This window comes from Peribacillus sp. Hz7 (assembly GCF_042136355.1).
In the GTDB taxonomy this organism is placed as follows: Bacteria; Bacillota; Bacilli; order Bacillales; family DSM-1321; genus Peribacillus; species Peribacillus asahii_A.
In genome coordinates this window covers 222317-234926 of sequence record NZ_JBHHJV010000003.1, presented here as the reverse complement: position 1 = coordinate 234926, position 12610 = coordinate 222317, and the positions used below count along the sequence as shown (strand labels likewise).

Below are 12610 nucleotides of genomic sequence, written 5' to 3'. Positions count from 1 at the left end.
TTTACGAGTTTTTCGTTATTTATGCGTTTTATTCGGCTTTTTCTTGCCGGGATTTCCGTTGCCTTGGTGCTGTTTATTTTTTTCTTGTTTTTGTTGTTGCTCTTGAATTCTTTCTACAAAATTCTCTGAGTTTACCATGATTGCTTCCTCCTCAAATAAGGTTCGTTCTCTGTTAATATCATCATTTGAGAAGAATATATTCACATCAAATAAAAATAGGCAGAGACACCTGCTCCTTACCTATTTTTAGAGAAAGCAGCTGCGTTCATCCCAGCGAGTCTGCCTGTAACAAGTGCGGATGTAATATTGTAGCCGCCTGTGTAGCCATGTATATCTAAAATTTCACCGCAGAAGTAAAGTCCATCCATCAATTTGGAGGCCATTTCTTTCGGATGGATTTCTTTAACAGATACACCACCACCTGTAACGAAAGCTTTTTCGAGCGGTTGTGTCCCATTTACAGTAAAGCGAAAGTCTTTACATAATTCCGCTAAACGGCGGATTTTTTCGTGAGAGAGCATAGCTCCTTGCTCTTGAAGATCGATGCCGCTGCGTTCTAATAAGAAATGTAAGTAACGTTCAGGTACAAGACCTTTTAACGTATTTTTAATTGCTTTCTTCGGCTCAGCTTTAATTTCTTTCATGAGCATTTGAAATACTTCTTCTTTATTTTGGTCGGGAAGAACATCCAACTGCATTGTCACTTCATGCAGATTCCATTTTTTCATCGCTTTGACAACAAATTGACTGCAGCGCAGCACGGCTGGACCGGAGATGCCAAAGTGGGTGAAAATCATATCCATACGGTGCGTGATTAATGGTTTTCCTTTTGGATTAAGCACGCTAAGAGATATATCTCGTAACGAGAGACCTTGCAACGTTTTAGCCTTGATGAACGGCTCATTGCTTAAGACGGGAACCTCTGTAGGGAATAACTCAGTAATGGTATGTCCCGCTTTTTTAGCCCAAGCGTAACCATCGCCCGTAGAACCTGTGTGCGGCACAGATTTACCTCCGACAGCAATGACAAGAGCATTCGCCTCGAATGTTTGTCCATCTTTTAGCTGTATACCTGCTGTATGACCCTCGTCATAAAGGACATCGGCAACAGGGGCGTTTTTATAGATAGTGACGTTAAGTTGATTCAGGCGAGTTAACAGTGCATCGACAACGCTTTGTGCTTTATCGTTTACTGGAAACATGCGTCCATGATCTTCTTCTTTCAGTTGTACACCTAGCTTTTCAAAAAATTGAATAATGTCTTCGTTGTTAAATTCTGAGAAGGCACTGTATAGAAAGCGTCCATTGCCGGGAATATGCTGAATAATTTCATCAATCGATAAACGGTTGGTAACGTTGCAACGCCCGCCACCAGAGATGGCAAGCTTGCGGCCAAGCTTTTCGCCTTTATCGACTAAAAGTACACGAGCTCCTTTTTCACCAGCGGCAATGGCTGCCATTAATCCGGAAGGGCCGCCGCCAATTACAATTACGTCATATTTCAATAGTTATCACCACTTCTTCATTTTCATTCTTCCTATTATAAAGCATTTTTGTAAATGTAGAAAATAACGAGTAAATTAGATTGAGTATTGTGTTAGAAAAAGGTAAACTGAAGAGTAGTTTTTGTTTTGAGACAAACTCTTTATATCGGCAAGTATAGAGAAATGTTTAGCTTTGTTAGAATATCGATGAGTTTCTCAATGTAACTGATACAGGCAGGATGGGATTATATGTCGTCTAAGTTCTTAAAAGGAGCTTTTATATTAACGCTTGGTTCAATTTTATCAAAAGTTTTGGGATTGTTTTATTTAATCCCGTTTGAAGCGATGGTTGGCAACAAAGGGGCTACATTGTACCAATATGGATATGTTCCGTATTCCATTTTTCTTAGTTTTGCGACAGCGGGGATGCCCCTTGCTGTTTCGAAGTTTATTTCTAAATATAATGCGTTAGAAGAATATGCTGTAGGTAGAAAGCTATTTAAATCCAGTTTACTTTTAATGATGATAACTGGTTTTCTTTCATTCTTGATATTATATTCAATGGCTCCGTTCTATGCGGGATTTGTTACGGTTGGGGAGAACCCGTTGCCGGTTGAAGATACAACGGCCGTCATTCGTGCTGTTAGTTTTGCACTTATTATTGTTCCGTTTATGAGCATTATCCGTGGATTTTTGCAAGGACATGAAGAGATGGAACCCTCTGCCGTTTCCATGGTAGTAGAGCAGATTGTTCGGATTGTTTTCCTTTTAGCAGGTGTATATGTTGTGCTAAAGATTATGGACGGCGAATTGGTGACAGCTATTAGTATCGCGACATTTGCAGCAACAGTTGGGGCTGTTGGCGGTCTGGCTGTGCTTTTGTGGCACTGGAAAAAACGAAAGCCGAAATTAGATCAGTTACTGTCACAAGATAAAGGAACGGTTCATATTTCACTTGTACAAATTTATAAGGAGATTTTATTATCATCGATTCCGTTTGTGTTTGTAGGGATTGCTATGCCTTTATTTCAACAAGTGGATTCTTTGACATTTAACCGAGCTATGGTTTCTATTGGTTTAGATAATATCTCTGAAGATGCATTAGGGATTTTGAATGTGTATGCTCAAAAGCTTGTCATTATTCCAATGACGCTTGCAACTGGTTTTTCCATGGCGCTTGTGCCATCGGTAACAAAGGCTTATATCAGTGGGGATCACAATCTGTTTAAGTATCAGCTTGATCAATCGTTTCAGATTTTATTATTTTTGACGATTCCAGCTGTTGTGGGGATGTCTGTGTTAGCGGATCCGATTTATTCAGCTTTTTATAGTCATAACCCACTAGGTACAGAGGTACTTCAAGCGTATGCACCAACAGCCATTCTCTTTGCATTATTTTCAGTAACAGCCGCTATTTTACAAGGAATTAACGAGCAAAAGTTTACCATATTAAGCCTGCTTGTTGGCTTTTTGGTTAAGCTGAGCTTGAACATTCCATTGATTCAATGGTTTGAAACGAAGGGTTCAATTTATGCTACAACTCTTGGTTTCCTAGCAGCTGTTGTGTTAAATTTAGTTTTCATTTCCTATTTTACGGGCTATCGCTATAATCTTCTTATACGTAGAATACTACTGATTAGTGTTTTCGCAGCTGGCATGGCTTTAATTGTTTGGATTGTAGAAAGTGGCTTGCAGTTGTTCCTTGATGTAGAAATCAGATGGCAGGCGATTGTCATAGTTGCGATTTGTGTTGGCTTTGGCGGTCTTTTTTACGCAGCCGTTGCTTTAAAAAGTAAGCTGGCTCACCGATTATTTGGCAGTCGAATCGAGCGTTTACAAAAACGATTAAAATTATAGAAGGTGGAGGAGCTTCCTCCGCTTTTTCTGATTTTTTTACAGGTAAAGTATATAAATTATCAGATGAAAAGTATAAACTGGCAGGTAGATATCAACCTATTAGACGGAGAATATTAGTATGAAATTTCCCCCACACTTAACGGGCAGTAAGCCCCCGCTGATGGAAGTTTCACTTTATGGAATCGAAAAAGGAGATTATATGAGAATTGACAAATTACTAGCGAATATTGGATACGGAAGTAGAAAAGAAGTAAAGGGATTGCTGAAATCTGGAGCAGTGAAAGTAAATGAAGCCATCGTTAAGGATGCAAAGCTGCATGTGAAGCCGGAGGAAGACATTGTAACCGTTCACGGAGAGCAGATAGAGTACAAGGAATTTGTGTACTTAATGATGAATAAGCCGCCCGGTGTATTGTCGGCAACGGAAGACCATTATCAAGAAACGGTTATTGATTTATTGGGGCTTGAGGATTCCATCTATGAGCCGTTTCCAGTTGGACGTTTGGATAAAGATACAGAAGGGCTATTGCTGATTACAAACGATGGTCAGTTGGCCCACCAATTATTATCACCGAAAAAGCATGTACCGAAGACGTATTTTGCAGTAATTGAAGGAGAAGTGACAGAGCGGGATATTGAAGCGTTTCGAGCAGGTGTGACCCTGGATGATGGCTATTTAACGAAGCCAGGTGAGCTCGTTATTTTAAAATCAGGACCCACATCTGACATTGAACTGACGATTACGGAAGGGAAGTTTCATCAAGTGAAGCGGATGTTTGAAGCTGTCGATAAGCGAGTAATTTATTTAAAACGCTTGTCAATGGGAAGCTTGCAGTTAGATGAGGAGCTTGAACTTGGACAGTATCGGGAATTGACGGATGAGGAGCTAGAGGGCTTGAAGAGCGGTCAATAGCAAAAAAATGAGGCGGACAATATGTCGGCCTCATTCCATATAATACACATCGATTTTCGGGTGGATCGATTTTTGTTTAAGATGACATCTTTACCTTCTTGTTAGTTGTTGTCCAGAAGCCACGGCTTGGGCTTTTAACCAGGTCATTGTAAGCTAAGACATTTAAATCGCGCTGTACTGTTCGAGGAGTGATACCAAATTCTTCTACAATCTCTTGAGTAGATACCGTACCGTTGTCATTGATAAACATATAAACGGATTTAATACGGGTTAACATGCGATTTGTTGAAGGTTTCAAACAATCACTCCTTAATTATTTTTCATTGGTTTTTTTGAACAAATGAAAACAACCGATATGTCGGACAGCTTCAGGCTGTCTCTATGTATCTTGCTGGGACCCACCCTACAACTCCTCGGAAACTTCCAGAAACAATAAGATGTCCTTTATTTAATATTACCTCTATATTTGGATAATTTCTACTCGAAAGTTCGAAATTATCGAAATATTGGATATTTAGTCATTTATTTGGTAAAAGTATATGCTGTTTCACCTTTATTTAATACACTTTTTTTAAAAAAAGATAGTGGTAAATAGTACCTTTTCTTCGTGTAATATCCTTAATCACTAAAATATTGCATGATTATATGTTTTTTGCATGCTAAACGATATGACAGGGCAGAACGTTATAGATGCTATGAATGGGAATGAAGTGATAAGGCTGAGACGTTTGTTCAGAAAAAATGAAAATAGTATAATGGTAAGAAGGGAAGGTTGAGGAATAAGGGGGAACAGGGATGTCTGGAAATCGAAATCAGCAAATTGGACCGCCTCGTTTTGCGATTGCTATTCATTCACTTGTTTGGCTTGCACAAAGCGGGCGGATATTGACGAGTGCCAAGATTGCTTCACAAGTGAATTCACATGCTACGTTTTTGCGCCGGGTGCTGGCTCAGCTTGCTGCTGCCGGAATCGTTGATACGAAGGAAGGAAGAGATGGCGGTTATAGTTTGAAGGTTCCAGCCGATGAATTGACATTGGGAGATGTATATGAGGCCGTTAGACCGGAATGTTTGATTTGTTCTGATACACCTGAATGTGGGGAAATTGGCAAGCAGTTGGATCATGCTTTAGAAGAATTATTAAATGAAGCGGAATTCGAAATGATTAATAAATTAAAGAAATATACATTAGAGCAGTTTATGGAAAATATTGATTTTAGTCATAGTGAGCAAGAATGTTTTAATTAAAACCAATCAATTGCTTTTCAAGATTGGAATCGATATAATGCGCTTAGAATGATTGCAGTTAGTGTAAGCTAATTGCATTTTCTTTTGAATAAAATGTGCTTTTTAAAGTATCAGATTAAATGAAGGGGGCTCCTCATGAAAGTAGAAGTATGGTCGGATTATCAATGTCCATTTTGTTATATTGGAAAACGTCGATTTGAAAAGGCGTTAACGCAGTTTCCTCATCGAGATCAAGTAGAAGTTGTTTTCAAAAGTTTCGAATTAGATCCACAAGCTGAGCGTGACGCGAAAATGAGTCAAGATGAGATGTTAATGAAAAAATATAATATGACTGCTCAGCAAGTAAAGGCCTCCAATGACAATTTAACCGCACAAGCGAAAGCAGAAGGATTAGAGTATCATTTAGAGCGAACGATTTTGACGAACACGTTTGATGCACATCGTTTCATGCATTTTGCTGCGACAAAAGGTAAGGAAAAAGAAGTGAATGAGCGTTTGTTCTTAGCTTATTTTACAGAAGGCAAGCATATAGGTGATCATCAAACATTGGCAGCACTTGCGGCGGAAGTTGGGTTAGATCAAGCGGAAGTAGCAGAGATGTTAGCCGGCAATCAATTTACAGCTGAAGTGAGAACGGATGAGCAAGAAGGAAGTTTATTAGGGGTGCGAGGTGTACCATTCTTTGTGATTAATCGGAAATATGGTATTTCTGGAGCACAGCCAACAGAGGTCTTTTTGGATACATTGCAAAAAGTGTGGACCGAGGAACAGCCGCTTCAAATGGTGAACGAATCAACTGATGCAAATGCTTGCTCGGATGGTTCATGTAATATTGAATAGCATAACGAAAAAACGAATTCCTCTAGTGGAAATTCGTTTTTTTTTCGTCTATTAGTTATAATGGAAGAAAAAGGATGTGAAGGTAATGGCTCTTAAGTTATTATTTATCTTCATAGTTGGCCTATTTTTATTCGGAACAGGGACGTATGTGTGGAAAAAGCAACAAGTCTCGTTTATTGCAGGATATGGCGAGTTTTATCATCCTCGAAATGAACAGTTATTAGCGAAGAGAATTGGAACCGTAATTAGGGCACTTGGAGTGGCAACATGGATTTTACTCCCGTTAGCGCTTTATATACCTGAATTTAAAGTCTCTGTATATGGAGTTGTAGCTTTTTTACATGTCCTAATGATTCTTTTGCTAATTGCAACCGATCATATATCATCCTATTGATTACTCAATTGAACTGGTCGTGAGTAGATAGCGAGGTTACTTACGACCAGTTTCTTTAATAAAAGGGATTTTTGATAGTATTCATAGTGGCATGAAATCGATTAGATTATGATATAATGACTAAAAGAATTTTTTAGAAGAAAGAGGGACATAGATTGGGAAAAGCTAAAGAATTATTTTCGTGGGTTAAAGCAATTGCCATTGCTATTATTTTGGCTTTTGTTATCCGTACATATATTTTTGCGCCAATTGTTGTAGATGGTGAATCGATGATGCCAACTTTATTAGATCGTGAACGAATTATTTTGAATAAGTTTGGTACCGATATTGAAAATATCGATCGGTTCGATGTCGTCGTGTTCCATGCAACGGAAGAGCGTGATTATATTAAGCGTGTAATCGGTCTGCCGGGAGATCACATCGAATATAAAGAAGATACATTGTATATTAACGGTAAAGCTTATAAAGAACCATATTTAGACGAATATAAGGCAGAATTGGGCGGCGAGCTATTAACAGAAAATTTTACTCTTGAAGAGATTACTGGTGGTACAACGGTGCCTGAAGGTAAACTATTTTTAATGGGAGACAATCGCCGTAATAGCTTAGATAGCCGTGAAATTGGTACAGTCTCAGTTGACGAAATTGTTGGTAAAGCAAATTTTGTGTACTGGCCAGTGGATGAAATTAAATTTGTGAAATAATGTTAGAGACACTTCATTTGATTGAGGTGTCTTTTTTTGGTTCAAACTGAGTACCATATAGCCTTTTAAATATGTTTCTTTTGTCCTGCTGCATATAAAATCTAATTATTACCTATTTTTCATAATGGGTTTTAAGGTAGAATGGTATTGAAGCACGTCTTGTAACGGAATGAGGGCAAATGATGGATGTAGTACAGCAATTAATCTCTCAACATGGGTATTTTGCAATTTATGGATTACTGGCACTTGGTATTATTGGACTACCGATACCGGATGAAGTGATGATGACATTTGTCGGTTACTTATCCTCTATTTCAGTATTGAATTGCCAAGGAGCACTTCTCGTTAGTTTTCTTGGCTCTATGACAGGGATGCTCGTTAGCTATTATATTGGACGGAAAATTGGCAGGCCGTTTTTAGATAAGTATGGAAAATGGCTTCGACTAACGCCGGCACGATTAAAGCGGACGGAACGTTGGTTTCTTCGCTATGGTCCGTGGACATTATTGATTGCTTATTTTATTCCGGGGATACGCCATCTTGCAAGCTATTTTTCTGGGATGAGTGGCATGAATCAACGTAAATACCTCCTTTTTGCTTGTGTTGGTGCGTTTAGTTGGTGTTCTTTTTTTATAGGTTTTGGTTATTTTATAGGTGTGTTAGCTTAACAATACTGCTCTTGTTTAAAAGAGAGCGGTATTGTTTTTGTTTTAATAATTCTTAAAAAAGGGAATAGTGAGTCGAGACAGAAGCGTTATGCTAAAATAAAAGCGAAATCAAAGTGAGGAGTGTCGACTTTTGGATAAGATTAATTGGCAAAACGAAATCGAAATACGTAAGCAAGATTTATTAACAGATACTCAACAATTATTACAAATCAAAAGTGTATTAGATGAGAATGCTGCAACTGAAACGGCTCCATTAGGTATAGGGGTCAAAGCAGCTCTTGATTATATGCTTGATTTAGGAGCAAAAGATGGTTTTACAGTCAAAGAAGTGGACCATGTGGCGGGCCATATTGAAATGGGACAGGGTGAAGAACTGTTAGGGATTTTATGCCACGTTGATGTTGTACCAGAGGGAGATGGCTGGAGCTCTGATCCATATGGAGCGGAAATTAGAGAGGGTAAAATATATGCTCGCGGTGCCATTGATGATAAAGGACCGACGATGGCTGCTTATTATGCGATGAAAGTAATTAAAGAGCTAGATTTACCATTAAATAAACGGGTTCGGATGATTATTGGAACGGATGAAGAATCTGATTGGCGCTGTGTGGACCGTTATTTTGAAGTAGAAGAAATGCCGACACTTGGCTTTGCACCGGATGCGGATTTTCCCATCATCTATGCCGAAAAAGGCATATGGGATTTTGCAATCGTACAGCCTCCAGCGATACATGTAGAAAAAGCAGCGGTCAACGTGATTGAATTTTCATCGGGCAGACGTATGAATATGGTTCCGGATTATGCGATTGCAACAGTTGAGACGGTGCAAACGACCAGACTGAAACAGGATTACGAATTATTTTTACATAAGCATTCATTAACAGGAAAGAGTGAGATTAAGCAAAACCAGATTACATTTGAACTTGAAGGTGTGTCTGCTCATGGAATGGAGCCTAAAAATGGTGTGAATGCAGGGCTGTTTCTAGCTTCCTTTTTAGCGGATTTACAAGTGGATGAACACGCGAAAACTTATTTTACATTTGTTCGTGACTATCTGTTTGAAGATTCGCGTGGCAATAAACTAGGTATAGCATACCATGATGAAATCACTGGTGATTTAACGATTAATGCTGGTAAATTTATTTATTCAAAAGGTAAAGACAGCAGTATTGGTTTTACGATGCGTTATCCTGTTACATTTGATTGGGAAAAAGGAAAAGAGACATTAACAGCGAAACTATTGAAGTTTCAATGGCGTGTTGAATCTTTTTCAAACTCTATGCCGCATCATGTAGACCAAGATAGTTTCTTAGTTCAAACATTACAAAAAGTATATGAGGAAGAGACAGGAGAAAAAGCGGAGCTGCTATCCATCGGCGGCGGCACATATGCTCGTTCGCTGAAGGCAGGGGTAGCATTTGGGCCGTTGTTCCCAGGGAGCGAAGATATCGCGCATCAAAAAGATGAGTATATTGAAATTGAAGATATGTTAAAGGCAGCGGCCATCTATGCGCACGCAATTTATGAATTAGCAAGATAAGGAGAATAGACAAAGATGGGGAATTTAATTTTTAATGGCGAGTTAATAACTCGTTCTGCTGTACAAATTGATGTGGAGGACCGCGGTTATCAATTTGGAGATGGCGTGTATGAAGTAATTCGTGTTTATAATGGTCGGTTATTCGCAAGTGAGATGCATTTAAAGCGCTTGTTTGAGAGTGCTAAGTTTATTCGTATAAAAGTGCCGTTTACACTAGATGAGTTAAAGGCAAAATTAGAGGCATTGATTGTGAAAGACGGGCTGACATTTGGGATTGTGTATATGCAATTAACGAGAGGGGCGTCACCGCGAAATCATGCTTTTCCAACTGAAGAGGTGGAGCCTGTTTTTGTCGCTTATACGAAGGAAATACCATACGCTGGAGAAGTGAAGCCTGGTGTGAAAGCTTTACTAACAGATGACGTGCGTTGGTTACGCTGCAATATTAAAAGCTTGAATTTACTCGGTAATATTTTGGCTAAGCAAGAAGCTGTGGAAGCAGGGTGTGCGGAGGCAGTACTGCATCGCGATGGAATAGTAACAGAAGGAAGTTCATCCAATGTTTCTATTATTGTTGATGGTACGCTGAAAACACATCCAGCGAACAATTTGATTTTGAATGGAATTACTCGTCAAGTGATGCTGCAGCTTTGTCAGGCAAATGGAATCCCAGTTGTAGAAGAGGCATTTTCTATAGCCGATATGCTGGCAGCAGATGAAGTTCTGTACACAAGTACAGGTGTGGAAGTGACTCCGATTGTCAGCATTGACGGGAAGATTATCAACGATGGACAAACAGGTCCAATTACGAGACAATTGCAAGTCTATTTCCGGGAAGAAATTGAAAGACAATGTGGTATACTTAAAGCGTGATGGAATGAAACTCTTGTCCAAATGTGGCAGGAGTTTTTTTATGTTCTGGGTGTGAAGGGGAAAAGCACATATGTAGTACAAAAGTTTAATCAATATCGCCTTTTTTATTTTTAATCGATGTGGTCGATTTCTAAATAAATATTTCTTTAGTTAGCAACCCTATAAATAGGATACATAAAGTAAAAGCTAGTATGGAACTTTGTATAAGAACATTATATCAGTTCTAATTTCGTTACATGAAACATCTATAAAAGATTTGATGGTATGTTAAAATATAAAAGATTTTAGAAGGGATGCGTTTAGCATGGCGAATACTCACTTTTTCTTTGCTTTAACGTTGCCGGATGAACTAAAAAAAGAGCTATATGGTCGAATTGAACAACTTAAAACGGCATTTCCATTTAAGAAATGGCTTCATCCTGCCGATTATCATATTACGATGGCTTTTTTGGGACATGCTTCAGAATCGATGCGAAACGAAGCAGCAGCCCATGTGAAACGAACGTTAGAAAAGGAAGCAGCTTTTCCGTTAATTCTGGATGAGATAGGAACGTTTGGGAGAGACGATTATCCGCGTATTTTATGGGCAGGCGTAGAGTTTGAACAAAGGTTGTTTGATGTTCAAAAAAAGGTGTATCAAGCCTGTCTAGAAACGGGTTTTTCTCTTGATCCTAAACCGTTTAAGCCGCATATTACATTGGCGCGAAAATATAATGGGGAGGAAGCTTTTTCACTCCAGCAAGCTTCGTCTTTAACAGGATTAGAGTCAAAGAGCTTTTTAGCTTCAGCGATTACACTGTATCAAACACATATCGGAGCATCGCCATCGTATGAACCGATTTGTTCCATACAATTACAATAAGACTGGTGGTAATGTAGATGGCACAGCTCATAAAATTGCAAGATTATGTATCGCGCTATGAGCAGGATATTTATCGATATCCGTCACAGTTTATCAGATTAAAAAAACAACAATGGGATAAGTTAAAAGCCGCGTATCAAGACGGGGAATTAGAGCAATTATTCAGCCCGTCCTATGAAGCGGACTTGATTGAAAATGCATACGAAGAGGAGAAAAAAGGCATTTTCAAAAAGGTAAAAGGAATGTTCCGCCGAAATAAGGAGGAAGAAGTCAAAGTAGAAACTGAGGTTCCAAAAAGAGAAGATAATATTTTCTCCTTACATATTCCTGCTGATATAGGGAGTTTAGCGGACTTAAAGCAAACCTTTTTGAATCAATTGCTTCGCTTTCAGATGAAGTGGGGCAGCTCAACGATTCATGAAAAATCATTTGTCGATTCTTCCTTCTTTTTAGATGAGAAACTGCGCTTCTTTTTACAAAGATTCCCTGATACATTTCTTGTCATGTACAAGCCGGTATTTCGATTGAAGAATGCTCCTGTCGAGGTGGACATCATTGTCATTTCGCCGACCGATGCTTGGTGTATTACGTTTTTAGAAGCGGAAGAAGATGCTGCGTTTGCCGGCTCTAGTGGAAAGTTCTGGTTACGCAGACACCATAAGTATCCAAATAAAAAAGTGCTAAATCCAATGATTTCAGCTAATCGAATGGAGAACATTGTATCGCAGCTTTTTCAGCTATATGAAGTGACACTACCGATTAAGAAGGTCGTTCTCTCACGTAATGGCTACATTGATTATCCGCTTGCCCCGTATGGTACAGAGATTATTGATAAGCGAAGTTTTCCAGATTGGTTTGAAAAAATTCGTAAAGGATCTGCTCCTTTGAAGCATCAGCAACTAAAAGGTGCACAGGCGTTATTGGAGTATTGTCAAACAACATCAGCGAAAAGAATGGAATGGCAAGTAGAGGATAGCGAGCAGATTGAGGATAATCAAACTTCGTAAGTTATGATGGTAATTTAATGAATCAGCATGTTTTCTAAGGGGAATCTGTGTATACTACTTGACGAGGAAACAAGGTTTCAACTAAAATTTATTTTATGGCTATTGTAAAATTGCTCAATAGCTATTTTTTATTGGTGATTAATGCATACATTATGTATGTTTATATACGTAGAAATAATGAATACAGATGTTTAGCTCTAGCGCCCAGTCTTGTGTGGCT

14 protein-coding genes are annotated in these 12610 nt (G+C 38.8%); 11 read left to right on the top strand and 3 right to left on the bottom strand.

The window, feature by feature from the left end; translation table 11 throughout:
• Window positions 1–15 precede the first annotated feature (15 nt).
• A complete protein-coding gene (locus tag ACE199_RS07085; RefSeq protein ID WP_375349144.1) occupies window positions 16–138 on the bottom strand; it encodes a DUF4023 family protein in 123 nt (40 codons plus the stop codon).
• 98 nt (window positions 139–236) lie between these two features.
• Window positions 237–1505 carry a BaiN/RdsA family NAD(P)/FAD-dependent oxidoreductase gene (locus ACE199_RS07080; protein WP_375349143.1) on the bottom strand — a complete coding sequence of 423 codons (1269 nt, stop codon included), beginning with the start codon at window positions 1503–1505 and terminating at the stop codon, window positions 237–239.
• Between the two features lie 228 nt (window positions 1506–1733).
• On the opposite strand from ACE199_RS07080, the gene ACE199_RS07075 reads away from it, so the two are divergent.
• Complete coding sequence (locus ACE199_RS07075) at window positions 1734–3341, top strand: putative polysaccharide biosynthesis protein (RefSeq protein WP_375349141.1); 1608 nt, start codon at window positions 1734–1736, stop codon at window positions 3339–3341.
• Between the two features lie 199 nt (window positions 3342–3540).
• Window positions 3541–4254, top strand: a complete 714-nt coding sequence (locus ACE199_RS07070; RefSeq protein WP_375349182.1) for a pseudouridine synthase — start codon at window positions 3541–3543, stop codon at window positions 4252–4254.
• Window positions 4255–4330: 76 nt separating this feature from the next.
• Here the strand turns inward: ACE199_RS07070 and ACE199_RS07065 are convergent, their stop codons facing one another.
• On the bottom strand, window positions 4331–4552 hold the full coding sequence (locus ACE199_RS07065) for a DeoR family transcriptional regulator (RefSeq protein WP_119116910.1): 222 nt from the start codon (window positions 4550–4552) through the stop codon (window positions 4331–4333).
• A 497-nt stretch (window positions 4553–5049) separates the two neighbouring features.
• Here ACE199_RS07065 and ACE199_RS07060 point away from each other — a divergent pair, with 497 nt between their 5' ends.
• From ACE199_RS07060 to ACE199_RS07020, 9 genes are all read left to right on the top strand, one after another.
• A complete protein-coding gene (locus ACE199_RS07060; protein ID WP_252291260.1) occupies window positions 5050–5502 on the top strand; it encodes an RrF2 family transcriptional regulator in 453 nt (150 codons plus the stop codon).
• 135 nt (window positions 5503–5637) lie between these two features.
• The gene (locus ACE199_RS07055) at window positions 5638–6342 is read left to right on the top strand and encodes a DsbA family oxidoreductase (protein WP_375349140.1); all 705 of its coding nucleotides are present in this window, start codon (window positions 5638–5640) and stop codon (window positions 6340–6342) included.
• An 85-nt stretch (window positions 6343–6427) separates the two neighbouring features.
• Window positions 6428–6736, top strand: a complete 309-nt coding sequence (locus tag ACE199_RS07050) for a hypothetical protein (protein ID WP_127761688.1) — start codon at window positions 6428–6430, stop codon at window positions 6734–6736.
• Window positions 6737–6891: 155 nt separating this feature from the next.
• On the top strand, window positions 6892–7440 hold the full coding sequence (gene lepB / locus ACE199_RS07045) for a signal peptidase I (RefSeq protein ID WP_127761687.1): 549 nt from the start codon (window positions 6892–6894) through the stop codon (window positions 7438–7440).
• A gap of 182 nt (window positions 7441–7622) precedes the next feature.
• The gene (locus ACE199_RS07040) at window positions 7623–8108 is read left to right on the top strand and encodes a DedA family protein (protein WP_375349181.1); all 486 of its coding nucleotides are present in this window, start codon (window positions 7623–7625) and stop codon (window positions 8106–8108) included.
• A gap of 130 nt (window positions 8109–8238) precedes the next feature.
• Window positions 8239–9648, top strand: coding sequence for a dipeptidase PepV (pepV, locus tag ACE199_RS07035; protein ID WP_375349138.1), 1410 nt, complete (start codon window positions 8239–8241; stop codon window positions 9646–9648).
• 15 nt (window positions 9649–9663) lie between these two features.
• On the top strand, window positions 9664–10521 hold the full coding sequence (gene dat, locus ACE199_RS07030) for a D-amino-acid transaminase (protein ID WP_375349137.1): 858 nt from the start codon (window positions 9664–9666) through the stop codon (window positions 10519–10521).
• Window positions 10522–10825: 304 nt separating this feature from the next.
• Window positions 10826–11383, top strand: coding sequence for an RNA 2',3'-cyclic phosphodiesterase (thpR, locus tag ACE199_RS07025; protein WP_375349136.1), 558 nt, complete (start codon window positions 10826–10828; stop codon window positions 11381–11383).
• Between the two features lie 17 nt (window positions 11384–11400).
• Window positions 11401–12390, top strand: a complete 990-nt coding sequence (locus ACE199_RS07020; RefSeq protein WP_375349135.1) for an NERD domain-containing protein — start codon at window positions 11401–11403, stop codon at window positions 12388–12390.
• The last annotated feature ends 220 nt before the right edge of the window (window positions 12391–12610 follow it).

Bases quoted from the DNA above. Each gene is read 5' to 3' on its own strand.
- ACE199_RS07085 (WP_375349144.1), bottom strand. From the start codon at position 138: ATGGTAAACTCAGAGAATTTTGTAGAAAGAATTCAAGAGCAACAACAA.
- ACE199_RS07075 (WP_375349141.1), top strand. From the start codon at position 1,734: ATGTCGTCTAAGTTCTTAAAAGGAGCTTTTATATTAACGCTTGGTTCA.
- ACE199_RS07070 (WP_375349182.1), top strand. From the start codon at position 3,541: ATGAGAATTGACAAATTACTAGCGAATATTGGATACGGAAGTAGAAAA.
- ACE199_RS07060 (WP_252291260.1), top strand. From the start codon at position 5,050: ATGTCTGGAAATCGAAATCAGCAAATTGGACCGCCTCGTTTTGCGATT.
- ACE199_RS07055 (WP_375349140.1), top strand. From the start codon at position 5,638: ATGAAAGTAGAAGTATGGTCGGATTATCAATGTCCATTTTGTTATATT.
- ACE199_RS07050 (WP_127761688.1), top strand. From the start codon at position 6,428: ATGGCTCTTAAGTTATTATTTATCTTCATAGTTGGCCTATTTTTATTC.
- ACE199_RS07040 (WP_375349181.1), top strand. From the start codon at position 7,623: ATGGATGTAGTACAGCAATTAATCTCTCAACATGGGTATTTTGCAATT.
- dat (WP_375349137.1), top strand. From the start codon at position 9,664: ATGGGGAATTTAATTTTTAATGGCGAGTTAATAACTCGTTCTGCTGTA.
- thpR (WP_375349136.1), top strand. From the start codon at position 10,826: ATGGCGAATACTCACTTTTTCTTTGCTTTAACGTTGCCGGATGAACTA.
- ACE199_RS07020 (WP_375349135.1), top strand. From the start codon at position 11,401: ATGGCACAGCTCATAAAATTGCAAGATTATGTATCGCGCTATGAGCAG.